Here is a 26,154-nt window from a genome sequence, read left to right on the forward strand (position 1 = left end):
GGAATCCCACACAAGAGAGGGGAGAGGCTGAAACACGGCGGAGGAGGTTTTTAAGTGGAGCAGTATGTAATTGAAATGGAACATATCACCAAGGAATTCGGCAGTTTCAAGGCAAATGACGACATTACGCTGAAACTGAAAAAAGGTGAGATTCACGCGCTGCTGGGCGAAAACGGTGCAGGAAAGTCCACCCTGATGAGTGTACTGTTCGGGCTGTACCAGCCGGAGCAGGGAACGATCAGGATGAACGGAAAGCCTGTGACAATCAATAACCCGAACGATGCCAATGCGCTGGGAATCGGAATGGTACATCAGCATTTTAAACTGGTACATAATTTTACGGTGCTGGAGAGCATCGTGCTCGGACATGAATCGGTAAAACACCGTTTTCTGAAAATGGATGAGGCCAGAAAAAAGGTGGTGGAGCTGAGCGAACGCTATAAGTTTAAAATTGACCCTGACGCTTTGATCAGCGATATCACGGTGGGAATGCAGCAGAGAGTGGAAATCTTAAAAATGCTCTACTGCGATAATGATGTCCTCATCTTTGACGAACCCACCGCTGTGCTGACACCCCAGGAGATCGATGAGCTTATGAAAGTCATGAAACAGTTGGTATCCGAAGGAAAATCCATTCTGTTCATCACACACAAGCTGGCTGAGATAAAGGCGGTGGCAGACCGCTGTACCGTACTTAGAAAAGGACGCTGTATCGGAACCATTGATGTGGCAGGTGCCAGCAAGGAGGAGATGTCCGAAATGATGGTAGGCCGCAAAGTGGACTTTGTCGTGGAGAAGAAAGAAATGAAGCCTCTGGGAACAGCGCTCTCGGTTCGTGATATGACGATCCGCTCCAAACGTACAGGCAAAAATGTGGTGGACCATGTATCCTTTGAGGTGAAGAAGGGAGAGATCGTCTGCATTGCAGGAATTGACGGCAATGGCCAGTCAGAGCTTGTCTACGGGATCACCGGGCTTATGGGGATCGACGAGGGTCAGGTGTTTCTGAATGGTAAGGATATCACAAAAGAAAGTATCCGCAGAAAATGTCTGGACGGTGTGGCCCATATTCCTGAGGACAGGCACAAGCATGGAATGGTTCTGGATTACACACTGAAGGAGAATCTGATCCTCCAGAATTATTACACCCCGCAGTTTGATAAGCATGGATTTTTAAGATTTGATGAAATCGACAAATATGCGGAGAAGCTCATAGAGCGTTATGATATCAGAAGTGCCCACGGCGCGGAGTCCATTGCCAGAGGCATGTCAGGCGGCAATCAGCAGAAGGCAGTGATCGCCAGGGAGCTGGACAGAAACCCGGAGATCGTGATCGCGGTCCAGCCGGTCCGCGGCCTTGATGTGGGGGCCATAGAATATATACACAGACAGATCATAGCACAGAGAGATGCCGGGAAAGCAGTTCTTTTAGTATCCTTTGAGCTGGATGAGGTCATGAATGTCAGTGACAGGATACTTGTCATGTATGAAGGGAAGATTGTTGCGGATGTGAAGCCGGAAGATGTGACGATCCAGGAACTGGGGCTTTATATGGCCGGAACAGGAAAGGGGGATGCAGCATGTTAAAACAAAAGAATAAGAAGGGAAATGAGGGAGTGGAAAGTTTTCTCTCCTCCGTGCTGGCGGTGGCAGCGGGGCTGCTGTTCGGACTGTTTATCCTTCTGATCACCAACTCCAATGAAATGTTTTCCGGTTTCCTCACGATTTTACAGGGCGGATTTGTGGACGGCATGAGCGGGATATCCCAGACTCTTTATCTGGCAACCCCCATTGTGATGACAGGACTTTCTGTTGGGTTTGCCTGGAAGACAGGGCTGTTTAACATAGGCGCATCCGGGCAGTTTACCGTGGGAGCCTATGTGGCGGTTCTCATTGGCGTGAAGTGCACCGGACTTCCGGGCAGTATCCACTGGCTGATCGCAATCTTAGGCGCAGCCGCGGCCGGTGCGTTGTGGGGCCTGGTGCCGGGATTTTTAAAGGCTGTGGCAAATGTAAATGAAGTGATCTCCTCTATCATGATGAATTATATCGGCCTTTATCTGACAAACCTGCTGATCACAAAGACGGTCTACGACCAGACTGGCAACCAGAGTGTTTCGGTTGCGAAGACCGCTTATCTGCCAAAGGCAGGTCTGGACAAGCTTTTTCCGGAGGCCAATCTGAATATCGGAATCCTCATCGCAGTCCTGTTCGTGGTGGGAATGTACATATTGATCAATAAGACGGCGTTCGGGTATGAGCTGAAAGCCTGCGGCAAGAACCCGGATGCCAGCCGTTATGCAGGCATCAATGCCAGAAAGAATATCATACTGTCCATGGTTATTGCGGGCGCACTTTCAGGTGTTGGCGGAGCACTTTTATACCTGTCTGATTTCGGAAAGCATATGCAGGTGCTGGATGTGATCGCGTCTCAGGGATTTTCAGGAATATCCGTTGCACTTTTGGGATTGTCCAATCCTTTCGGCATTCTGTTAGCCAGCCTCTTTATTGCACATATCACCATAGGCGGCTATAATCTTCAGCTTTTGAGCTTTACCCCTGAACTGATAGATATCATCATTTCCGCTATTATATACTTTGGGGCATTTTCCCTGCTGTTTAAGACATTTATCCGCAGATGGACGAAGAAATCGAAAAGGGAGGAGACAGCATCATGAACATTATCTATTTTTTGATACAGCAGACCATGTTTTTTTCCATTCCCCTTTTGATCGTGGCATTGGGCGGAATGTTCTCTGAGCGAAGCGGCGTGATCAATATCGCTCTGGAAGGTATTATGGTTATGGGTGCGTTTATCAGCATTGGGTTTATCAATGTATTTCAGGACCGTTTGAGCGGGCAGGGGCTGTTTCTGCTGGCATTTTTAGTGGCTGCGGTAGCAGGCGCTTTATTCTCTCTGCTCCATGCGTTTGCCTCCGTCAATCTGAAAGCAGACCAGACGATCAGCGGTACGGCACTGAATATGTTTGCACCGGCCTTTGCTCTTTTTATGGCGAGAATGGTACAGGGAAAATCCCAGGTTCCTTTTACGGATACCTTCCATATTGAAAAGGTGCCGGTTCTGGGAGATATTCCGGTTATTGGGCCTATGTTCTTCCAGAACTGCTATCTATCCACTTACATTGGAATACTGATCTTTATTGCAGCCTCCGTTCTGATCAGCAGGACCAGGTTCGGTCTTCGGCTGCGTGCCTGCGGCGAGCATCCCCAGGCAGCGGACTCTGTGGGAATCAATGTGTATAAGATCAGATATGCGGGGGTTTTGATCTCCGGTGTCCTTGCAGGTGTGGGCGGACTGATCTTCGTGATACCGACTTCCACCAATTTTAATGCAAGCGTGGCAGGATACGGTTTCCTGGCACTGGCAGTGCTGATTTTTGGTCAGTGGAGGACTAAGGGGATTCTGGGTGCGGCGTTTTTCTTCGGTATTTTGAAGACACTTGCCAGCGCGTACTCAGGGATTCCGGTCATCAAGGACCTGCCCATACCCAATGAGATCTATAAAATGCTGCCGTATGTGGTCACACTGATCGTACTTGCCTTTTCTTCCGGCAAATCAAAAGCTCCGAAGGCGGAAGGCATTCCATATGACAAAGGAAGCAGATAGGAGGGTATAAGAGAATGATGAAAAAAGTGATAAGTCTGTTTCTGGCGGCAGCGCTTTGTGCATCCCTGACAGGATGCGGGCTGGGCGCAAAGCAGGCGGCAAAGGTCAGCAGCGGAAAAGGCGCGGAGCTGGCCCTGAGTACAGACGTGGGAAGCATTGATGACCGTTCTTTCAACCAGGGATCATGGGAAGGACTTGCAAAATATTCGGAGGAATTCGGCATTACCCATAAGTATTATCAGCCCACTGAGAAATCAGATGAGGCATTTACCACCTCCATCAATCTGGCGGCAAAAGGCGGCGCCAAGGTGGTGGTGTGTCCGGGGTATCTGTATGAGATTCCCATCCACACCATGCAGCAGAAGCACCCGGAGGTGAAGTTCATAATTTTGGACGGGACGCCTCATTCCGCAGATTCTGCAGAACCGGATATCGGGGAGAATACAGCGTCCATCTATTTTGCGGAGGAGCAGGCGGGTTTTCTGGCAGGTTATGCGGCGGTCTATGAAGGCTGCACAAAACTGGGATTTATGGGCGGGATTGCAGTTCCGGCGGTTATCCGTTATGGCTATGGATTTATTCAGGGCGCGGACTACGCGGCAAAAGAAAAAGGCATGGCTCCGGGCAGTATTGATATGAAGTACACCTATGTGGGAAATTTTGAGGCATCCCCGGAGAACATGGCTAAAGCGGCATCCTGGTACAATGAGGGTACAGAGGTGATCTTCTCCTGCGGCGGCCCTGTGGGCAACTCCGTCATGAAAGCAGCGGAAAACGCAGGGAAAAAGGTGATTGGCGTGGACGTGGACCAGAGCGCAGAGTCGGAGACTGTCATGACCTCTGCCATGAAAAATCTGAGCAAAGCAGTCTATGACTATCTGACGGATTTTTATAACGGGGAATTTAAAGGCGGAGAGAGCATTACGCTGGATGCCTCAGAGGATGGCGTGCAGCTTCCTATGGAAACTTCCAGATTTACGGTATTTACACAGGAGCAGTATGACGCCATATACGAAAAGATAGCGGATAATGAGATCACCATTTTAAAGGATGAGGGAATCGCCGACGCGTCAGAAATAGAAGCTGAATATGTGAATGTGAAACTGATTTAAGAGCAGAATAAAGGAGACAGATTATGGAGAAATTCAAACGTATCTTTGTGGTTGTGCTGGATTCCCTGGGTGTAGGGGCTATGCTGGATGCGGTGCAGTTCGGAGACGCAGGTGCCAATACCCTGGGCCATATAGCGGATTACAGATACAGGAAAGGGCAGCCTCTTCGGATTCCCATCCTGGAGAAAATGGGGATAGGGAATATCCTTCCCCTTAACGGGGTTGACAGTACGCCGTCTCCTCTTGCCTATTATTCGGCCATGAGAGAGGCCGGCAGCGGAAAGGATACCATGACCGGACACTGGGAGATGATGGGGCTTCGCACTACCAAACCCTTCCAGACTTTTACAGAGCATGGTTTTCCGGAAGAACTGATTCGTGAGCTGGAAAAGCGCACCGGAAGAAAAATCATCGGAAATAAAAGCGCCAGCGGCACGGAGATCCTGGAGGAGCTGGGGGAGGAAGAAGTGAATGAGGGTCACCTCATTGTCTATACCTCCGCGGATTCCGTCCTGCAGATCTGCGGAAATGAGGAGACCATGGGTCTTGAGAACCTGTACCACTACTGCGAGATCGCCAGGGAGCTGACCATGCGGGAGGAATGGATGGTGGGCAGAGTGATCGCCCGCCCCTATGTAGGCAGAAAAAAAGGAGAGTTCAAACGCACGGCAAATCGTCACGATTATGCGGTGAAGCCTTTTCAGAAAACGGTTCTGGATGCGCTGAAAGAGGCATCCTGTGATGTGATCTCTATCGGGAAGATCAAGGATATCTTCGACGGAGAGGGGATTACCCGGGCATACAAATCAAAAAGCTCCCTTCACGGGATGGAACAGACCATAGAGGCGGCGGGGAAAGAATTTCACGGACTCTGCTTTGTGAATCTGGTGGATTTTGACGCCCTGTGGGGACACAGAAGGGACGCGGAGGGATATGCCCGTGAGCTGGAACAGTTTGACGAAAAGCTGAGCGTACTGCTTGGCAGTCTGGAAAAAGAAGACCTGCTGATCCTGACAGCGGACCACGGCAATGACCCCACATATACCGGGACGGACCACACACGGGAGAAGGTTCCGTTTCTGGCGTATTCACCTGCATTTCAGTGCGGGGGAGAGCTGGAGGAGAGCAGTGACTTTGCAAGGATCGGGGCCACCATAGCAGATAATTTTCATGTAGCAATGCCGGATGGTACTATAGGGATTTCCTGTCTGGACAAACTGACAGTATCGGAATAGAATAGAAGAATATCATGACAGTGAAAAATTATGAGGAGGATATCAGAATGGAACAGAAAGAAATATTAAGTAAAGTTGACCATACACTGCTGGCGCAGACAGCTACCTGGGAGGAAATAAAGGTTATATGCGATGACGCGGTGGCTTATCAGACGGCATCTGTCTGCATACCGCCGTCTTATGTGAAACAGGCAGCAGAGTACCTGGGAGACAAAATGCCGGTATGCACAGTTATCGGCTTTCCCAATGGGTACAATACCACTGCAGTGAAAGTTTTTGAGACTGCGGACGCTGTGAAGAACGGAGCAGAGGAAATTGACATGGTCATTAACCTGGGATGGGTGAAAGAGGGCCGATATGATCTGGTTAAGGAAGAGATCCAGGCGGTTAAGAAAGCCTGCGGCGGAAAACTTCTGAAGGTCATCATTGAGACATGCCTGCTCACAGAGGAGGAGAAGATCCGCATGTGCAGAACAGTCACAGAGTCAGACGCGGAGTACATCAAGACTTCCACGGGCTTTTCCACCCATGGGGCAACAATTGACGATGTGAAGCTTATGAGAGAACACACGGGAAGCGACAAGAAAGTAAAAGCAGCAGGAGGAATCTCCTCCTTTGCCGACGGGGAAACGTTTGTAAAACTGGGGGCGGACCGCCTTGGCACCAGCCGTCTGGTAAAGGCTGCAAAGGCACAGCAGTGACAACGGGAAATAGACTGAAACGGGGTGAGATTATGATTCCAGTAAAAGAACTGATCAAACAGGCGGTTAAGGCAATGGAGAACGCATACACGCCGTATTCCAATTTTAAAGTGGGGGCAGCACTCCATACACCGGAGGGGAAAATATATAAGGGCTGCAATATTGAAAATGCATCTTATACCCCCACCAACTGCGCGGAGAGAACGGCATTTTTCAAAGCGGTCAGCGAAGGCGAGCGCGAGTTTGATGCCATCTGTATTGTGGGCGGGAAAAATGGTGTCCTTACAGAGTACGCGGCTCCCTGCGGTGTATGCCGGCAGGTGATGATGGAATTCTGTGATCCGGAGAGTTTCCAGATAATCCTGGCCACAGATACGGAACATTATGATATCTATACATTAAAGGAGCTGCTGCCTTTGGGATTCGGACCGGCGAATCTGGCGTGACAAAGCAGGATTCGATCAGTGTGGTGTGGCAGCATATCTTGTCAGTGACAACTGTCTGAAGGCTTCTGTTGAATAAGAGCTGATTTTTTATGAAAGGGGTTGTGTATTATCGGTTAGCCGGTAGTACGCAGCCCCTTTTAGAATCTTTCGGGAAGAAATCCTGTTTTTGAGGTTCAGCAGATATCATACCGTACAAGCAGAGCATCATAAATTATCTATGAAGAACCTATGCATAGTTTTCTATGTAAAATGTGAGAAGGGATAGGATATGGATGAGAAAACCACAGGTATTGTTGCGGAAGTAAGATTTTCCGACGGACCCGCACTGAAGGAGCTGTTGCTGGAAATACTGACTGAGAAAATAGGAGCTGCCGACAGTTGATACCTGCCGCCGGAAGATTTGCTCTGAAGGGGGAATAGCTTGAGAAATCATATGCTGCCTGAAAACAGAAAGTATTTTGCGGCTCTCTATATGCGCCTTTCAAAAGATGATGAAGGAAAGGGCGAGAGTGCCAGTATCACTACGCAGAGAAAAATGCTCAGGGCTTACGCAGCCGAGAATCATTATCCTGTCTATGATGAGTATGTGGATGACGGCATTTCGGGCACCACCTTTGAACGCCCCGATTTCCGGCGTATGATACGGGATATAGAAAGCGGCAGGGTCAATATGGTGATCACCAAGGATTTGTCGCGTCTGGGGCGCGATTATATTCAGACAGGACAGTATACAGAAATTTATTTTCCGACGAAAAAGGTGCGGTATATTGCCATCAATGACGGATACGATTCCGACAGCCCCTGTACGGATATCGCTCCGTTTAAAAACATTATCAATGAGATGTACGCCAGGGACATCAGCAAAAAAATACGTTCATCCTTTACCACTCACATGCAGGAGGGGGCTTTTGTAGGTGCATTCGCTCCTTACGGCTATATGCGGGACCCTGCGGACAAACATCATTTGGTCATAGACAGGGAAGCGGCAAAGATTGTAAGGGAAATATTTCTTAAGGCTTCGGAGGGTATCCTGCCTATTGACATTGCGCGGGAACTGAACCGGCGGATGGTGCCTACCCCTCTGGAATACCGCCGGAACCAGAGGGTGGCAGAAGAGACGGAAGAGTTTGAAAAGCGGAGAGGATGGACATCATCGACCATCACGAAAATGCTGCGCAATGTGGTATATCTGGGGCATATGGCTCAGGGAAAAACTACAAAAATATCTTTTAAAAGCCGGACTTCCGTTAAAAATCCAAAAGAAGACTGGTACGTAGTAAAACACACACATGAGCCGTTGGTCAGCCGGGAGGTATTTTCCATGGCGGGACGCAGAAGCAGACAGCGCACCTGCGCCGGGAAAGGGGAGTTTACGAATATATTTTCCGGGATTGCCAAATGCGCAGACTGCGGCAGGAATATGTCCATTGTGGGAACAAGAAAAAGAGACGCCTCCGGGAATCTCGCCTGCGGTGCATATAAACTCTATGGGACAAAAGGGTGTACCAATCATTTTATGGATTATGATACGCTCTGCCGTATCGTATTAACCGCTATCCAAAAGTCTGTCCGGATATCCGAACAGGAGGAGCGTGAAATTCTGGAGCATGCCCGGAAGTACCTGGAAAAACAAAATATCCAGACAGACAGGATACAAGAGCTTTCCGCCCTAAAAAAGCGCCTGCATGAGCTGGACAGACTGATCGAAAAACTCTATGAGGACCATGTGGAGGGACTGCTCAGTGAGGAGCGGATGAAGAAACTGCTGAGGAGATATGAGAGCGAGAACCGTGAGGTTTCTTTTAAGATGGAGGTTTTGAGGAGAGATACAGGCACAGAAAAAAAGGAAGATGCCATGGAACAGCTGAGAAAGATGCTGCACGGCTTTACGGAGCCGGAGGAATTATCCAGGGAGCTGCTTTTTCATTTTATCGACCATATTGAGATCGGGCAGGGAAGTTTCCGGGAAACGGAACAGGGGCGTATAAAGGAACAGACTGTGAGGATTTATTTCAGGTTTGGCAGGGACATATCCTGATATCAACCATCCACATGGTGAGCGCCTGCTTACCGCAGGCACAGCACTTCTGGAAACAGTGGTCCAGATTAAAGGCTACACGGGGAAGATACCCATAGTCCTCAAGCAGAGTAAAAAGCGGGAAGAAAATAGCCATGGGAGGGAGCATCACGCTTACCACCCAGGCTGCGACCCGATATACTCCGTAGATCAAAACCTGACAGAGGATTTCAGGAACTCCCAGCATGAGAAGGCCGTGGTAAAAACGCGGTTCCAGCCAGAACAGCCCTTGATTCAGCAGGTCAGAGGGGACATTTGCCCCCACAATGGTGATCCAGAAAATGCAGAGCAGGAACAGGAGCATAATGGGAAACCCCGTGCATCTGCTGGTGAAAATCCGGTCCAGTTTCCTGTCCCTTCTGGCATAATCCGGATTTTCCAAAGTGACACAGGCCCTGCAGATCGCCGCGGCCTGCTGGACATAGGTGCCGCAGTATTCCGCGGAAGCGCAGCACATCTCCGCGTTTCCGCGGTAAATGTCGGGAACCGGGGAAACGGCCTCTGTGTTGGAAAGGGCATCTTCAATCCCCCCGAATATGCGTTCCAGGCCTTTCCGGCTCCTGGCCGTTATGCCGATAACAGGAATCTTCAGTTCTTTTTGGAGCCGCAGAAAGTCTATGCGGATATGCTTTTTTCTGGCCTCGTCCATGAGATTTACACACAGGAGCACATGGGGGGTGACAGCACAAATCTGGAGAACCAGATTGAGATTTCTTTCCAGACAGGTGGCATCGCAGACAGCCACCACCACATCAGGATGGCTCTGCAGGATATAATCACGGGAAATCTCCTCCTCGCTGGAGCGGCAGGAGAGGGAATAACAGCCCGGCAAATCTACAAAACGGTATTCGCGTCCCCGATAGATCCTGTTTCCTGCGGCGCATTCCACTGTCTTACCGCACCAGTTCCCTGTATGCTGATGCATACCGGTCAGCGCGTTGAATACAGTGCTTTTGCCTACGTTGGGATTGCCGATCAATGCTATATTACGGAGGGGAACCTCCTTTTTCTTTTCTTTCTTCAGAACTATTCACCTCTTAATTCATAGGGCAGAAGAATATCAAAGCACACTTCTGTCCCGGATTTTTTTAACAAGAATCAGAGAAGCCTCTTCTTTTCTGAGAGCCAGGACAGCGCCCCGGATGAGAAAAGCTTTGGGGCTTCCAAAGGCACTCACTCCAACACAGGTAACTTTCGTGTTTTCAATCAGACCTAAATCCATAAGGCGTTTGATGGTCTGCTGCTGCGCCGGACTGACATTGTCCGTCAGAATGGATTTGACAATCCCTGTCTCATCCGGAGACAGGGTAAAAAGCGGAGTAAGGGACATTTTTTCCTCCATTACCGACCGGAAAATCCCGGACGGGAGAATCTATTGTATAGTATGCAGAGGGGAGAAAGAAGTTCAAAAGGGAGGAGAATCTTTGCCGGTGCTGTCTGCTGCCTGGGACTGTTTCCTGTAGTTCATGGGAGTCATCCCGGTGATCTCCCTGAAAATCTTGGAAAAATAAGCAAAATTACCATAGCCAACCTGAAGCGCCACCCGGTTGATGGGCATACGGCTTTCCGCCAGAAGGCTGCACGCAGCCGTTATACGTTTTTTCGTTACATACTGCATAAGGGACAGGCCCGTTTCTTTTTTGAACAGCCGGGACAGATGATCAGGGCTGACAAACACAATATCAGACAGATCATTTCTCTGGATATCCTCTGCATAGTGGGTATCTAAAAAGTTCTGTATGATTTCCACAGCGCTTTTGGAATTGTCAGTGATAGTGGCATAACAGAGGGCGCGGTCAATCAGGTAACTGCAGTAAGCGTACATATGGTCAATGCTCCGGACTGCGTTTTGATAGAGGCGGTCACTTTCGGCATCACCGAAAAGCCGGTGGGCCTGGATCTCTTTCTGTTTTAAAAAGCTGTACACCATCTGGGCAAAATCCTGACGGATTTCCTGCATATTTTCCGGTGTGAGAAGCGAGGCTTTGGACTGCAGAAAGGTATACAGGCTTTTTTTCAGGGCTTCCTTGTCCGCGGACTGCAGCAGAGTCTCCCAGAGCCTGATCTCGGACTGGGTGCAGGTGGTGCCGCGGGGGAGAGTTTGATCTTTGTACAAAATTCTGCCTCTCCGGTTCATGGTGCTGTCCAGCAGCTTTTCAAGTTCCGACACTTCCCGGTAAATATCTCTATAGGACACGGCATTGCCCATACTGATACTGAGTTCCATATGCATGAATTTTCCCGCGGTATCCTGCAGAACATCCAGACGCTCTTCCAGGGGGGAGAGGTCTGTCTCCGGTCCGCTTACGATGCTGACCACAGCCAGCCAGCGGCCGGGAGTCAGGGAAATGACGCACCGGGGTAGCAGGTGCTCCTGTTCCAATATTTCATAACCTACATTTTTGACAGCATACTCCCACATGGGGTCATCAATCTGGCTTCGTCTGTCATCCTGAAAGGCTTCGATCAGAACAGGAATGAAAAGCTGGGTTTCCCCGTATCCCAGTTTCCGGGGCAGGGAATAGACCTCAGCCAGAAAACCACGGGCAGTTTTGTTCCAGAAATATTCCGCCGTATTTTTTTCCTCATCCAGCCAATACTGGCTGTATTTCTTTGCCGTGTTCATCTGGCGGGACAGCTTTAACCTCTGTACAGCTTTTTCCACCGCGCTTTGCAGCGGTTCCGCGGAGACGGGCTTCAGCAGATATTCCACCACATTTAAGTCTATGGCACGCCGGGCATACTCAAAACGGGCATAGCTTGTCAGAAGAATACAGGGGATGCCGCTTTCCGAGTTCTGCAGTGTCTCCATGAAATCAAGCCCGCTGCTTCCGGGCATTTCAATGTCGCATATAATGACGTGCACAGGAACCTGGGCGATCATTTTCTGGGCTGAGGCAGTGTTTTCGGCGGTATAAACTTTCTGGAACCCAAGCGCGTTCCAGTCCAGGATTTCCTTTAGATCCTGGAGCATCAGGACATCATCATCAACCAGCAGTAAATTCATTTTGCTCCTCCTTACAGGGGAGGTGCAGTTCTGTCACTGCGCCTCCCAGCGGACTGTTGTATAATTTCATCACAGCATTTTCATGGTAAAACAACTTAAGACGTTTGGAAGCATTGGCGATTCCGATATGGGAGCCGCCGCTTCTTGCCAGGTCCTTTCCCTGAGCCCATACATCCAGACATGTTTGGGGATATCCGGGACCGTTGTCCGTGATAAAGATGGTCAGCATTTCCTTCTGCCCGGATGTTTCCGTGCATTCGATCAAAGCGGAGATGCTCAGTTCCATTTTGGTATCCGCCGTGATTCCGTGCTTGACGGAATTCTCCACAAAAGTCTGGAGAAGAAGAGGCGGTACTGCCTGCAGCAAGGCCTCCTCCTCAGCGAAAATCTCGTATTGGAAATGGTCCGGGTAGCGGATCTCCATAATGGACAGATAGTCACGCAGATGATTCAGTTCCTGTCCAAGCTCCACACAGGAAACATCACTCTGGAAAATGTACCGCAGATAACTGGCTGTGATCTCGCTTAGCCGGGCTACGTCCTGACAGTTTCCGTGGCTGGCCATGGAATGGATCAGATTCAGGCTGTTCAGGAAAAAATGCGGTTTGATCTGCATCTGCATGTAGTCCATCTGTATTTTCTGCCGTTCCAGCTCCTGCTCATAGGCACGGATACGCAGACGGTTGATTTCTTTTGTGAGGTTGTTGAACTGCCTGCTGGCTGCGGACAATTCCTCCAGTTCCGAACTCATCTCTATGAGTACCGGCTTATCCGGATCATAGGATTTCAGCCTTTCCGTAAACAGGCGGAGAGGGCGCAGTATCTTTTTCTGGGTGTAGGACATGGCCAGTATGACAGCGCTTAACAGGATAACGATGATCACCAGAACCCCGGTCTGGAACAGCACAGCCTTCTCGAACTGCCCATAATCCTTGATGAACAGCTTCAATTGAAAACCGGTGTCCGATACAGAGGAATCCACCACCAGCCACCGCTGGCCTTTATGCCAGAAAGGTCCGCGGCCTGCAAGGGCTTTATCCGGTGAGAGCCCTTCACGGGAAAGATTCCCGGCACCGGCGGCAAGTTTTCCGTTTTCTGTGAAGAGTACAGGGAAGCTGACACTTTTGGGATAGATGCCCACCAGAGGTTTGATGAGGGCCTCCGCCGGAATACAGCTTCCGTTCCACACATCCTGGTACTGATAAAGACGGATGGCATAATAGGTATCCCCCACCGGAAGCAGGGTCCACTGGTCCGACACGCTGCTGGGGTGATAGCCGGAGTCGAGAAGTTGGATCACGGCGTCCTGCAGCCCTTCTCTCTGGGGATAGGCAATGTAGCGGGAGTGTACGGCAGTTAAAAATTCCCTGCTTTTGGGAAAATAATAGAAAAGTGAGTAGTCATTTCCGGAATTTCCCGATATATAAATAAGGCTGTCGATCAGCGTCTGCCGCGCCTGTATCCTGGTAAGGGAATCTTCGCTTTGAGCCTGCGAAAGGGCTGTGCCCTGCCCCTGGGTCACCAGAGTCTGTTTTAAATGCTGGTTCAATATGAAAAAATTATTCTCCACCTGTTCCATACGGTTCTGGACCATAACACTGGCGTTCTGGGCCGTTTGTTTTCGTACCATATGGATGGCCCACACACTGACACTGAGTTCCAGAGCTGTGGCAGCCACCACCATACAGAGCAGAAGTTTGTGCCGTCCGAAGGCGGAATGTGTTTTTTTCCTGTGTTCCTTTTTCATATCTGTCCTTTCCCGGATTTTAGTCTGTGATTTTATCAGGATTTATAGTAATGTTTAATTATACACGTTTGAAAATGCAAATTCAATTACGAAAACGATGGGGAAGTATAAGAAAAACGACGTATTTCGGGGCTTTGCAAAGGAGCACGTTTTTGTGATAACAGGATGTCGGTATTGTGATTGAAAGTGGTTTGGGCCGGAAGTAAAATGAAACCACAAAACAGGCAGAGACCTGGAAATACGAAAAGGAGAATGAAGATGAAAACGAAATGGATTGCAGGACTCATGACTTCCGTGCTGGCAGTTTCCATGCTGGCCGGATGCGGCAGCTCTGCGGATACGGGAGAGAAAAGCAAAACAGAATCCGCCGGCAGCAAACAGGATGGCGGGGAGGAGCCTTACACAGTGACTATGATGTTCATCGGAAACACACAGGACGATGAACAGAAGGTGGAGGAGGCTATCAATAAGCTGACCATGAAGGACCTGAACATGAAGCTGGATATTATGCTGGTTCCCTGGGCCAATGCCAATGAGCAGCAGCGCCTTATGCTGTCAGGAGGGGAAAAGCTGGACCTGATGGTAGGACAGGCGTATCAGGCAGCCAATTTTGTCTCCACCCAGGCCGTCTACGACTTAAGTGAGATGATAGACAAATACGGCACCAATATTAAGGAAAATATGGGTGACAACGCAAAAGTGGCAAATATCAACGGATTCGTGTACGGCATTCCAAATGTCTGTGACTGGTACCGCCAGGCGTCCATTATGGTGAGAAAAGACTGGCTGGAGGAGGCCGGTTTTCAGGAAGCGGATATTAAGAGTGTGGATGACCTGGAAGGGGTATATGAGGTGGTTGCCAAGAATCATCCGGAGGCAGCCATGCTGGCTATGAGCAAGGGACAGAAATTCGACTCCGACTGGTATCAGTGTGACCCGCTGGGAGACGGGTACGGGGTACTGCTCAACTACGGCGAAAAACCGGTGGTGGAAAACTGGTATGCAAGTGATGCATATAAAGCGTTCCTGGACCGTCAGTACCGCTGGGCACAGAAGGGATGGATCGGAAAGGACGCTGCCACCACCACAGATTCCATTGAGGTGCAGATGAGCAATGGCAAGGCCTTCAGTCTGGTTTCCACCTATCAGCCGGCAATAGCCAATGAGGCCTCTGTTGCCTATAAGACAGAGATGGCGGTGATTCCGCTGTACGATGCCTTTACCACCAGCAGCTTTACGGCAGGTTTTTACTGGGCAGTGGCACGCAACTCCGAGCAGCCGGAAAAAGCGTTCCAAATGCTGGATTATATCTATGGAAATCCGGAAGCGGCAAACCTTCTGAACTGGGGTATCGAGGGAGAACACTACAAGCTCACAGAGGACAGACATGTCACCTTCCCGGATGGAATGGACAAATCCAGTGATCCCTACAACGCTTATTTCGGATTTATGCTTCCGAACCAGTACATTTCCGATGTATGGGAAGGACTTCCTCTGGATGTGGGAGAGCAGGTCATGAAACTGAATGAGGAGGCAAGAAAATCCTGTGCTTATGGGTTTACCTACGACGGCACCGCCCTTGCCAATGAACTTGCTGCCCTGGACAATGTAAAAGGCCAGTATATTGATGCTCTGAACACAGGTTCCGTGAATCCGGACGAGGTACTTCCGCAGTTTTTGGCTGACCTGAAAGCAGCCGGTCTTGATAAGGTCATGGAATCCAAACAGCAGCAGCTTGATGACTGGCTGGCTAAACAGTAATCGTATCAGAAAACATATCACAGGCGCCGCTTGGTAATGGCGGTGCCTCTTTTTTACCACAGGAGGAGTTTTTTATGTCAAATACTGCTGTTTACGGACGTCCGGCGGGGCAGAGCCGTTTCAGAAAATGGAAACGCTGGGTACCTCTTTATCTGATGATGCTGCCGGGACTTTTGTATCTGTTTATTAACAATTACATACCCATGGCGGGCCTGGTGGCTGCATTTAAGAATGTGAATTTCGCGGACGGAATCTGGCACAGTGACTGGGCAGATCCGCTGCTTAAAAATTTTGAATATCTGTTTGTGACAAAGGATGCCTGGGTCATCACCAGGAACACCATATTGTACAATCTGGCATTTATCATCATCAACACAGCAGCCGGAATATTGATCGCGATCCTTATCTGTGATATTGCCTCGCGCAGGTTAAAGCGCCTGTATCAAAGTTCTATTTTGCTGCCATTTTTAATGTCCTATGTGATCGTTTCTTACATTGTGTTTGCCATTTTGTCCAATGAGAACGGTCTTCTGAACAAAAGTCTGCTGCCAGCGCTGGGCATGGAACCTGTGCAGTGGTATGCTTCGGCTAAGTATTGGCCGTTCATTCTGGTCCTGGTGAATTTCTGGAAGGGCATGGGATATAACTGTCTGATCTATATTGCGTCTATTAACGGTATAGACCCGTCCCTCTATGAGGCAGCCAAACTGGACGGTGCCGGACGCTGGCAGCAGATCAGAAATGTTACGCTCCCGGGGATCAAGAGCAGTGTCATCACCCTGACCATGCTGAATATCGGGCGTATCTTCTATTCGGATTTCAGCCTGTTTTATCAGGTGCCCCAGAATTCGGGCCTGATATATTCCACGACCAATACACTGGATACCTATGTTTACCGTGCTTTGCTGAATTCGGGAAATATTCCTATGGCTGCTGCCGCCGGATTTTACCAGTCGCTGATCGGCTTTGTGGTTGTACTGGCTGCCAATCTGTTCGTGCGGAAGATCAGCAAAGAAGACGCGCTGTTTTAAAGGAGGAGTGAAAGGATGCATATCAGCAGACATGACAGGGTTTATCAGACCCTTGCAAATATATTTCTCATTATTCTTGTAGTTGTTATCATTTTACCGTTTCTCCTGTTATTTATATCATCCATAACAGAGGAAGGCACACTGGTCAGGGACGGATACACCCTGTTTCCGAAGGAATTAAGCCTGGCAGCATACAAATATATCTTTGTCAACAGCAATAAAATTTTCAGGGCTTATGCCATTACCATCGGCGTTACCATAGTGGGAACCGCACTGCATTTGATCTTGTCTTCCATGCTGGCATATCCCCTGTCCCTGAAAAAACTGCCGGGGAGAAACTTTTTTTCCTTCTTTGTCTTTTTTACCATGTTGTTTAACGGCGGTCTGGTGCCCACTTACATGATGTATTCAGGTACCTTTCATATAAAAAATACTATTTTCGCCATGATCGTTCCGGGATTCTTGATGAGTGCCGTAAATGTACTGCTGATCCGGACATATTTTTCCAACAATATCCCCGAGGCTCTCTATGAAGCCGCGGAGGTGGATGGGGCAGGTCATTTTACGGTGTTTACAAAAATCGTGCTCCCTCTGGGAAAACCGATCCTGGTGACTGTGGGGCTGTTCGCAGGCCTTGGATACTGGAATGACTGGACAAATGGTCTTTACTATATATCAGACCCGGATCTGTGGGGCATCCAGAATCTGTTAAACAAAATGATCAGTGATATCCAATTTCTGCAGAGCGGCAATTCCACAGTCACAACAGCCATGTCCATGGGGCCTCTGCCAAGTACCAGCGTCAGAATGGCCATTGCTTTTATTGCCATGGTGCCGATCCTCATCCTATATCCGTTCCTGCAGAAATATTTTGCCAAGGGAATCGCTATGGGCGCTGTGAAGGGTTAGAAAAAATACCATTATATTGAACTTACGAATAAAGGAGAAAAACAGATGGAGAAACCATGTCTTATTCCAAAGCCTCAGGTTTACCTGCAGAGGGCCGGATATTTTGTAAAAAAGGCGGCAGTGTCTAAGGAGCGTATGCCCAGTGGACTGGAAGCGCCGCTGGCTGTGATCTGGCCGGAAGTAACAGGTACTGAGGATACGATACAGTTTACGGAAAAAAAGGAACTGCAGAAAGAGCAGTATGTCCTGGAAATCACGGAGGAGGGGATTGAGATATCCTGGGGTTCCCCAGCAGGGGCATTTTATGCTGTGATGACGCTGCACCAGCTTGTACTTTTTTCTGAAGGGAAAATAGCCTGCTGCCGTATAGAAGACTTCCCCGGCCTCAGGGACAGGGCCGTGATGATAGACATTTCCCGGGGGAAAGTACCGAAAGTGGAGAGTCTGAAAGCAATGATCGACCTGCTGGCCGGTCTTAAGATAAACCAGTTTCAGCTCTATGTGGAGGGCTTTTCTTTTGCTTATCCATCCTTTTCGGAGGTGTGGGAAAAGAGGGCAAAGGATTACCTGACACCGGCAGAGATCAGGGAACTGGATGCCTACTGCGCAGAGCGGTTTATAGAACTGGTTCCCAATCAGAACTGCCTGGGGCATATGAATGCCTGGCTGGAGACAGAGGCCTTCGGACATCTGGCGGAAAATCCGGGTGGGCTTCAGATAAAGGGAACCACGCTTCCCCCTGCAACAATGGACCCCACAAACCCGGAATCTCTGAAGCTGATCGAACAGATGCTGGATGATCTGCTGCCATGTTTTCATTCCCGAATGTTTCATGCGGATTTGGATGAGACCTTTGACCTGGGGTATGGAAAAAATAAAGACAAAGCCGAAAAAGAGGGTGTTGTAAGCATTTATCTGGACTATGTAAAAAAGCTCAGTGAAAAGGTTAAGGCCCGTGGCCATAACATGATGATGTGGGGAGATGTCCTGAGCAAAGAGGAGGATGCCGCAGCGCAGCTTCCGAAAGACATAATCGTTCTCGACTGGGGATATGAGAAGGAACACCCGGTACGCAGACGGGCGGAAAGGCTGCAGAGGGCAGGCGTTGAATTTTATCTCTGCCCGGGTACAAACAGCTGGTGCAGTTTTACGGGAATCACGGATAACATGATGCAATGTACGGAGAACGCGGTGTCTGCTGCCTATGATTTTCATGCCAGAGGGCTGATGGTCACAGACTGGGGTGATTTCGGGCATCTCCAGTATTCCCTGTTTTCCCTGCCGGGCATTCTGTATGGAGCTGCAGGGGCCTGGAACAGAGAACTTGTGACGGAGGAGGAATTGGCAGAGGCTCTTAACCGGTATGTGTTCAGGGATGAGACGGGCATTTTCGGGCGGCTGTGTCTGGAGGCCGGAAGATACAGCCGAAAAGAAGAGTTTTTATTCCCATGCAGAACGCTGGCGTTTATGACACTGCAGACTGGATGTGTGAGCAGAGACCGATTTGAAGCGTCTATTAAAAATATGGTGGATTCCATGCGCTTTTTCGTGGAACCGTGTGTATATCTTCCCTGTGAGGAGGCATATGCAGGGCGCAGCGGGATGGAGGAAGAGGCAATTCTGGAGTATCTGGATGAGCTGGCTGTACAGGCTCGGAAAGCAGACCCTGCCTGTCCGGATGGTACTCTTCTGAAAGAGGAGATGATAAACGGGCTTGCCATGGTGCGGGCTGCCACCAGAACCAGAGCGCTGTGTTACGGGCTGGAGGACGGCAGCGGACTGGAAAAAGAGATTGAGGACCTCTGCGAAAGACACAGGAATCTGTGGCAGAGGCGGAATAAGATAAAGGGACAGGAGGACAGTCTGCTGGGATTTACCACACTTCTGGAACAGCTCAGGGAGAGAAAACAGGAAGAAGAGGAGTAGCGGGAAAATGAAACAGGAAGAATTAAAAAAACTGCTGGACACCATGTCACTGCAGGAGAAGATCGATCAGATGCTTCAGCTTACCGGAGACTTTTATCAGGACGCAGACAGCGTTCTCACAGGTCCGGCAGTACAGCTTGGGGTGACCGGGGAGGATGTCCATATGGCAGGCTCCATACTGGGAACCTGCAGGGCGGAAAAACTGATCAAAATACAGAAGCGCTATATGGAGAATCATCCGCACCACATTCCGCTGCTCTTTATGATGGACATTATACACGGCATGAAGACCATATTTCCCATTCCGCTGGGACAGGGAGCTTCCTTTGAACCGGAGCTTTCCAAAAGATGTGTGGCAGCAGCGGCGAAGGAGGCGGCTGTATCAGGCCTTCATGTGACCTTTGCACCTATGGTGGATCTGGTCCGGGATGCCAGATGGGGGCGTGTTATGGAGTCCACAGGGGAGGATACCTGGCTGAACAGTCTTTTTGCAAGAGCCATGGTGGAAGGCTTTCAGGGGGATGACTTAAAGGAGCCTTATAAAGTAGCTGCCTGTGTTAAACATTTTGCGGCCTACGGGGCACCTCAGGCGGGGAGGGAATATCACACGGTGGAGCTGTCTGAAAACACGCTCCGGGAGTATTATCTTCCCGCTTACCAGGCCGGAATTGATGCCAAAGCTGCCATGGTCATGACCTCTTTCAACACAGTGAACGGCATTCCGGCCAGCACCAACAGATGGCTCATGCGTGATATCCTGAGGGAGGAGATGGGATTTGACGGCGTGCTGATCTCAGACTTTTCCGCCATTTTGGAAACCATTGCCCACGGCTGTTCCGAAGACAGCCGGGAGGCAGCGGTAAAGGCTCTTGAGGCCGGGGTGGACATTGATATGATGACAAATGTATACACTGCCAATCTGAGGAAGCTCACTGAGGAGGGTGTTGTACAGGAAGCCTGGATCGACCAATGCGTCATGCGGATCTTGGAACTGAAAAATAAACTGGGGTTATTTGAAAATCCATACAAAGACGCTGATACAGAGAAGGAAAAAGAAATTTTCCTGTGTCCGGAACACAGGGCACTGGCAAGAGAAGCGGCTGTGAAATCTTTTGTCCTTTTGGAAAATGACGGCGTTCTGCCTCTGGATATGGGCAGAAGAACGGCATTTATCGGTCCCTATACGGACAGTAAACAGATAAAGAGCAGCTGGTCTTTTACAGGAGATGACAAGGACTGCGTAAGTATCAAAGAGGCAGCGGGGAAGGTCTTTGATGGCAGCCATACGGTATATTTAAAAGGCGCTCCTGTACTTGGGTCTGACAGTAAAGAGAGTGAAGCCAGGCTGACCGGATTTACGGGGGATGAATGCGGGATCATGACGCGTGAGGAAGAGGAAAAGATGCGAAAAGAGGCTGTGGAGGCGGCAAAAGAGGCAGATCTTGTCATTATGCCACTGGGAGAGCATTATCTGCAGAGCGGTGAGGCAGCCAGCCGTGCCCAGATCACAGTGCCGGAGGTGCAGATGGAGCTTTTCAGGGCAGTACACAGGGTGAATAAAAATATTGTGGTGGTGCTGTTCTGCGGCCGCCCCCTGGATATAAGGGAAATCAGCCAAAAGGCCAGAGCCGTGCTGGTGGTGTGGCGCCCCGGGACGGAGGGAGGCAGCGCTGTAGTGGACGTGCTGACGGGAAAAGAAAATCCCTCCGGCAGACTGCCCATGAGTTTTCCATACTGTGTGGGCCAGGTTCCTGTCCACTACAATGAGTTTTCCACAGGAAGACCGGACCAGATAGGAATACAGGAGCGTTTCCGCTCCAAATACCTTGATATTCCAAACGAACCACTCTATCCTTTCGGCTATGGTCTTGGCTATACACGGTTTTCTCTGTCTCAGGTAAAGCTTGATAAAGCAGAGATGAGAGAAGGGGATACCATCCATGCCGGAGTAATGCTTAAAAATATCGGAGAACGGAAGGGAACAGAGACTGTACAGTTCTACATCCGGGATATGGCGGCCAGCGTGGTCCGGCCTGTAAAAGAGCTGAAAGGGTTTGAAAAAGTTACCCTGGAACCGGGAGAGGAGCGGGAAATTATCTTTGCGGTAGAAGAGCCTATGCTCAGGTTTCATACGGAACAGAATGGATTTGCCAGCGAAGCGGGGGAATTTCTGGTATTTGCGGGAACGGACAGCAGGACAGAGAACCGGGCTGGGTTCAGGCTTGTAAAATAGAAAATTACAATGTATGAAAAGAGCTGCGCTTAGATATCTGCGCAGCTTTTTTCTATTAACTTGTTACCGGCTGGCAGAAAGCAGCATAAGGAGGGAGGAATTTTGAAGTACCTTCTGCGGCTCAGGGAGCAGGGTGTAGTCTGTCATCCGGGAATAGGATGCGTCTGTTCAGCGGATTTTAAGTAATGAAAATGCTGTAACAATGCAGCATTACGTGCTGCTAAAAGCTGCTAAATGAATAATCCAGGTTAAATTAAGGGTATGCCATGTCCCATATATGGTTTAGGGTTATTGAGGCATAAAAAAACATGCTCTGTTATTTTTTTTACCGCAGCATCGTAAATTTCATTGCCAAATTGAGCTGTAGCATGCAAAGGATTTCGTGTGCTCATGATTCCATACTGTAATTCATTTGCTGCAGCTTTTAGATTTACTGTCTCAGGATGAGAGGCTAAGAGATGAGAAGTTTCCCATCCCCCTGCATGGTCACCTGGAGAAGTATATTCGTCTTTAAGTAAAAGATAATCTGCGGCAGCCAACCCTGCTATACGCTTCCATTCTTTATCGTAAGCCCATTGATTGTATAAGATAATTGCACTGCGTGCAGACTCTATTAATGGATAATGACCAATAACAAAGACTACCAGATCAAAACCATAAGACGCAGCTTCTGATATAATATGAATCAAATGATGCTGATAATGTTCAATCTGTGCGATTCCACTGTAGGGAAAGCGGTCTGCATCAAATTGGTTTTTGTTTAATGACAGTCTTTCACAAATACCAGCCTGATATTTGGGGTCTGTTTCAAGTAAAGAATTTACCCTGCTCTCTCCATAATAAACAGTTGGAAAAACAACACCACCTTGATCAGCACACCTCAAAGCTAATTCTTCGGCCTGCAGTCCGTCAGCGCCTATTGGATTATGTAAGCCATGCCATTCTAAGGTACCAAGCGGAATATATGCCACCGGACATTTATCTCTTTGCTCTATGATTTGCTCAGGCCTGAGCATATGAAATCTTTTTTCCATAAATTATCTCCTTTATTATTTATGTAGATCATCCTTTGATGCCACCCGCGATCATACCCTCCATAAACAATTTTTGGCAGGCAAAAAAGATGATCATAACAGGTATGACAGATAAAACTGCTCCGGCAAACAACAGGTTATAATTATTTCCATATGGTGACAGATAGGTTTGAAGTCCTACTGTCAAAGTGAAATTTTCGTTTTTGGACATTACAATAAGGGGCCAGAGAAAGTCGTTCCATGCATTTGTGGCCTGCAAAATAGTCATGGAGGCAAAGGCAGGTTTCATTAATGGGACCATTACTGTTAAAAATATTCTTATTTCTCCGCACCCGTCAATCCGTGCTGCATCCATAAATTCCGGAGACAGTGATTGGGCATATTGCATAAAAAAATAAATTGTAAATGCTGAGACTGCAAAAGGAAGGACAACTCCTAAATGTGTATTTAACAGGTTAAAGCTTTTTATTTCGTTGTATAACGGGATCATAAGTGTCTCTACGGGAATCATCATCGTACTGAGGATAAGAACTACTAATAATTGTTTTCCCTTAAATTTGTACATGGAAACACCATATCCCACCATGGAGGAAAAACCGATAGAGAGCACTGTGAATAAAATAGTTATGATACCACTATTTTTAAACCAACTGAAAAACATGCCATTGTTATCAGTAAAGAGTAATTTGTAGTTGCCTATGTCCAGCATATCTGATGTTATTTTTAGAGCAATACCGTTTTTAAAAACAAGGCTCATATCATTCACACAAGAAGTAATGATCAAATATATAAAAGGAATCAGAGATATGGCAGCTATGATACAGAGCATAAAAGTTACAAATATCTGATATAACTGTTTTTTCTTTTTATCTATCATCTCTTTTCCTCCTTCCTGCCTATACCCAAGGTTTTAATATAAATAAAGTTTAATACCATCAGGCAGATAAACAAAACTACAGACATTGCGGAAGCATAACCCATATCAAAATGTCCAAAGGCAGTCCTGTATATATAAAGTACAATAGTCAATCCGATGTCCCCGGGAGTTTTGCTGTTTGGCCATAAAACATAACTCTCTCCAAACATTCTTAATCCACCGTATGTAAGTATGGTTATTACAAAAATGAGAATGGGTTTTACACCGGGCAGTGTGACGTGGCGAAAACGCTGCCAGGCAGAGGCACCATCCACGTGGGCGGCATCATATAATTCAGGTGATATCGTTTGCAAAGCGGATAAAAAATATAAAACATTGGTTCCCAGATATCGCCAGGTGGAAGTAAATACAAGAGCAACAATACCGGTTATTTTAGTATCATATAGCCATTCTTTGGGGCTCATTCCGATAAACTGCATAAGTGTATTCAACGGGGTGTCAGAATTGCTTGCAAAAAACAGACGAAAAAAAATGCCTGCCACTATAATGGATGTCAATGCCGGGATATAGATTGCGGAACGGAAGATATTTTTAAGAGGAGTAAATTTATGATTTAAAAGTACGGCCAATAATAAAGCCAGTACAATATTTACGATAATGATACCAACCGTAAACCCCAGGCTATTAAAAATGGCAGCACTAATATGAGTATCAGAGGCAAGCCTTTTGTAGTTATCCAACCCGGAAAAATTATATGTATTAATACCCTCCAGTTTGAAAAAACTTGTATATATCATATTGATCATGGGATACAGCATAAAAACTAAAAAAGAGCAAATGAATGGTGCACAAAAAATATAAGGTGCGGTTTTCTGAGTTATTATTTTTTTTCGTTTCATATAAATAACCCTCCCGGTCAAAAAGATTGGGCTGCCGCAGGACAATTTCGGCAGCCCATGATTATTAGTTACTGAGCATTTTTTATCTCATCCGCAGCACTGTTTAATGCTTCCTCAGGAGTTGCACTTTTCTCACCTAATACTCTAAACAGGATGTCACTGGAAATAAGTGAGTTGGCCAGAGAATATTTAGGAGATGCAGTGATATTGGATGTATGGAATTTATCTTTCATGCTGATGACAACGTCAAAGATATCTTTGCCAAAATAGTCAGTATATTTATTGGTCTCTTTCATTACATCAGTATCCCAAATATCCCATCTGAGAGGATCAAATCCAAGAACATTCCATATTTTCGCGGCACCTTCTTTACTTATTTTAGCTTCAGCCAAAAAGCGTTTTGCCAAATCTGGTACTTTGCACTGTGTTGTGATACTTGTCGCGGTTCCGCCAAAAACCGGATATTGGCTGTTTTCATCCCATACAGGCGGTGCTGCCACTTGGATTTTTCCTTTTAATTCCGGCATATAGTCTGTGAAGCGTCCCATATACCACAGGCATTCCAGCATAGATGCGGCTCCTTCCTGGGCCATGAAACCATAATATTCTTCAGTATGGAAACCACCGCCAGGAGTAGTTACAGCGGTACCATCTTCAAGCATACTCAGCATAAAATCAAGTACCTCTGCATTCTCTTTACTATTTATAATACAGGTACCGTCTTTGTCAAAATAATCTCCACCTTTTTCGCCAGTCATGATATAGTAACTCCAGGAGTCATTTACTTCAAAGGTTATAATTGGCTTTCCAGTAGCAGCAAGGACTTTTTTTCCTGCCTCGTGCAGGTCATCCCATGTAATAATATCTTCAGCTTTTACTCCTGCCTGATCCAAAATCTCCGTATTATAGAACATGATAGGGGCACCTACATGATACTCAATACCGTAATAATTTCCGTCATAATTATAAATATCCAATACTGGTTCAAGAAAATTTTCCTTTTCAGGTTCAATAATATCGTTCAGTGGTACAAAAACTTCGGAATCACCCTGAACAAAATCACTGAATCTTGCAACATTAACATCAACCAGATCGGGAGCTCCATCTCCGGACTGCAAAGTGATCAGCAGTTTACTGTGCATATCTTCAGTTGGATAAGTTTCAGTCTGTAATTCAACTAATTCATCCGGATGATTTTGGTTCCATGTTTTTACCGCATCCTGCATAAATTCCGTATGCTGTTCCACATAAGTCCAAAATGTAAGTGTAGTTACATTATCGGTGGAATCCTTGGTATCCTTAGTCTGCTTATCATCCTTATTTTGTTCGCTTTCTGTTGATGAGGCATCTTTGGATTCTGAACCGCAGCCAGATAGTGCAGAAAAGGCTAATGTGCCGCAAAGCAACAAAGAAATAACCTGCTTTTTCATAAATCTTCTCCTTCTTGTGTGTTTTCTTGAATTTAATGACGTCATTAATCTTTTTGATAGATATATCATACACAAGCAGCTATTGATTTACCATTAACAAA

20 protein-coding genes and 1 pseudogene are annotated in these 26,154 nt (G+C 47.8%); 13 read left to right on the forward strand and 8 right to left on the reverse strand.

The features are described from left to right. The first annotated feature begins 75 nt into the window (after positions 1 to 75). The 8 genes from LC508_RS26180 (at position 76) to LC508_RS26215 (ending at position 9,160) form a co-directional block, all read left to right on the forward strand. Positions 76 to 1,587, forward strand: coding sequence for an ABC transporter ATP-binding protein (locus tag LC508_RS26180; protein ID WP_103731592.1), 1,512 nt, complete (start codon positions 76 to 78; stop codon positions 1,585 to 1,587). Beyond that, the gene (locus LC508_RS26185; RefSeq protein ID WP_103731583.1) at positions 1,581 to 2,678 is read left to right on the forward strand and encodes an ABC transporter permease; all 1,098 of its coding nucleotides are present in this window, start codon (positions 1,581 to 1,583) and stop codon (positions 2,676 to 2,678) included. Before LC508_RS26180 ends, LC508_RS26185 begins: the two co-directional genes overlap by 7 nt. Next, complete coding sequence (locus tag LC508_RS26190; protein WP_054350992.1) at positions 2,675 to 3,628, forward strand: ABC transporter permease; 954 nt, start codon at positions 2,675 to 2,677, stop codon at positions 3,626 to 3,628. Before LC508_RS26185 ends, LC508_RS26190 begins: the two co-directional genes overlap by 4 nt. Before the next feature lie 14 nt (positions 3,629 to 3,642). Beyond that, positions 3,643 to 4,740, forward strand: a complete 1,098-nt coding sequence (locus LC508_RS26195; protein ID WP_033140259.1) for a BMP family ABC transporter substrate-binding protein — start codon at positions 3,643 to 3,645, stop codon at positions 4,738 to 4,740. A 23-nt stretch (positions 4,741 to 4,763) separates the two neighbouring features. Next, positions 4,764 to 5,975, forward strand: a complete 1,212-nt coding sequence (locus LC508_RS26200; protein WP_103731582.1) for a phosphopentomutase — start codon at positions 4,764 to 4,766, stop codon at positions 5,973 to 5,975. 47 nt (positions 5,976 to 6,022) lie between these two features. Further along, positions 6,023 to 6,676 (forward strand): deoxyribose-phosphate aldolase, encoded by a 654-nt coding sequence (gene deoC / locus LC508_RS26205; protein WP_103731591.1) that lies wholly within the window; start codon positions 6,023 to 6,025, stop codon positions 6,674 to 6,676. Between the two features lie 32 nt (positions 6,677 to 6,708). Further along, positions 6,709 to 7,122, forward strand: coding sequence for a cytidine deaminase (cdd, locus tag LC508_RS26210; RefSeq protein ID WP_033140257.1), 414 nt, complete (start codon positions 6,709 to 6,711; stop codon positions 7,120 to 7,122). A gap of 433 nt (positions 7,123 to 7,555) precedes the next feature. Then, positions 7,556 to 9,160, forward strand: coding sequence for a recombinase family protein (locus LC508_RS26215; RefSeq protein ID WP_103731590.1), 1,605 nt, complete (start codon positions 7,556 to 7,558; stop codon positions 9,158 to 9,160). Positions 9,161 to 9,167: 7 nt separating this feature from the next. Here the strand turns inward: LC508_RS26215 and LC508_RS26220 are convergent. The 4 genes and pseudogenes from LC508_RS26220 to LC508_RS26235 all read right to left on the reverse strand — a co-directional run. Beyond that, positions 9,168 to 10,184: pseudogene (locus LC508_RS26220) on the reverse strand (FeoB small GTPase domain-containing protein); the annotation flags it as partial. Positions 10,185 to 10,259: 75 nt separating this feature from the next. Beyond that, positions 10,260 to 10,529, reverse strand: coding sequence for a FeoA family protein (locus tag LC508_RS26225; RefSeq protein ID WP_054350993.1), 270 nt, complete (start codon positions 10,527 to 10,529; stop codon positions 10,260 to 10,262). Between the two features lie 75 nt (positions 10,530 to 10,604). Next, entirely contained in the window at positions 10,605 to 12,206 is a 1,602-nt protein-coding gene (locus LC508_RS26230) for a response regulator transcription factor (RefSeq protein WP_103732694.1), read from the reverse strand. Further along, positions 12,187 to 13,953 carry a sensor histidine kinase gene (locus LC508_RS26235; RefSeq protein WP_103732695.1) on the reverse strand — a complete coding sequence of 589 codons (1,767 nt, stop codon included), beginning with the start codon at positions 13,951 to 13,953 and terminating at the stop codon, positions 12,187 to 12,189. Before LC508_RS26235 ends, LC508_RS26230 begins: the two co-directional genes overlap by 20 nt. 258 nt (positions 13,954 to 14,211) lie before the next feature. Here LC508_RS26235 and LC508_RS26240 point away from each other — a divergent pair, with 258 nt between their 5' ends. The 5 genes from LC508_RS26240 (at position 14,212) to bglX (ending at position 21,813) form a co-directional block, all read left to right on the forward strand. Beyond that, on the forward strand, positions 14,212 to 15,714 hold the full coding sequence (locus LC508_RS26240; RefSeq protein WP_033140253.1) for an ABC transporter substrate-binding protein: 1,503 nt from the start codon (positions 14,212 to 14,214) through the stop codon (positions 15,712 to 15,714). A 74-nt stretch (positions 15,715 to 15,788) separates the two neighbouring features. After that, positions 15,789 to 16,745, forward strand: a complete 957-nt coding sequence (locus LC508_RS26245; protein ID WP_033140252.1) for an ABC transporter permease — start codon at positions 15,789 to 15,791, stop codon at positions 16,743 to 16,745. Positions 16,746 to 16,760: 15 nt separating this feature from the next. Further along, positions 16,761 to 17,654 (forward strand): carbohydrate ABC transporter permease, encoded by an 894-nt coding sequence (locus LC508_RS26250; RefSeq protein WP_118593820.1) that lies wholly within the window; start codon positions 16,761 to 16,763, stop codon positions 17,652 to 17,654. 45 nt (positions 17,655 to 17,699) lie between these two features. Next, complete coding sequence (locus LC508_RS26255) at positions 17,700 to 19,580, forward strand: beta-N-acetylhexosaminidase (protein WP_103732710.1); 1,881 nt, start codon at positions 17,700 to 17,702, stop codon at positions 19,578 to 19,580. 7 nt (positions 19,581 to 19,587) lie between these two features. Next, positions 19,588 to 21,813 (forward strand): beta-glucosidase BglX, encoded by a 2,226-nt coding sequence (gene bglX / locus LC508_RS26260; protein ID WP_103732711.1) that lies wholly within the window; start codon positions 19,588 to 19,590, stop codon positions 21,811 to 21,813. Positions 21,814 to 22,061: 248 nt separating this feature from the next. Here the strand turns inward: bglX and LC508_RS26265 are convergent, their stop codons facing one another. The 4 genes from LC508_RS26265 to LC508_RS26280 form a co-directional block, all read right to left on the reverse strand. Continuing rightward, complete coding sequence (locus tag LC508_RS26265; RefSeq protein ID WP_103732712.1) at positions 22,062 to 22,847, reverse strand: creatininase family protein; 786 nt, start codon at positions 22,845 to 22,847, stop codon at positions 22,062 to 22,064. 28 nt (positions 22,848 to 22,875) lie between these two features. Next, positions 22,876 to 23,724 (reverse strand): carbohydrate ABC transporter permease, encoded by an 849-nt coding sequence (locus tag LC508_RS26270; protein ID WP_033140248.1) that lies wholly within the window; start codon positions 23,722 to 23,724, stop codon positions 22,876 to 22,878. Beyond that, positions 23,721 to 24,623: a carbohydrate ABC transporter permease gene (locus LC508_RS26275; protein ID WP_054351007.1), complete on the reverse strand. Its 903-nt coding sequence runs from the start codon at positions 24,621 to 24,623 to the stop codon at positions 23,721 to 23,723. The genes LC508_RS26270 and LC508_RS26275 overlap by 4 nt, the downstream gene beginning before the upstream one ends. A 68-nt stretch (positions 24,624 to 24,691) precedes the next feature. Continuing rightward, positions 24,692 to 26,053: an ABC transporter substrate-binding protein gene (locus LC508_RS26280; RefSeq protein WP_103732990.1), complete on the reverse strand. Its 1,362-nt coding sequence runs from the start codon at positions 26,051 to 26,053 to the stop codon at positions 24,692 to 24,694. Positions 26,054 to 26,154 lie beyond the last annotated feature (101 nt).

It is taken from the genome of Blautia parvula (assembly GCF_020215665.1).
GTDB classification, from domain to species: domain Bacteria; phylum Bacillota; class Clostridia; order Lachnospirales; family Lachnospiraceae; genus Blautia; species Blautia celeris.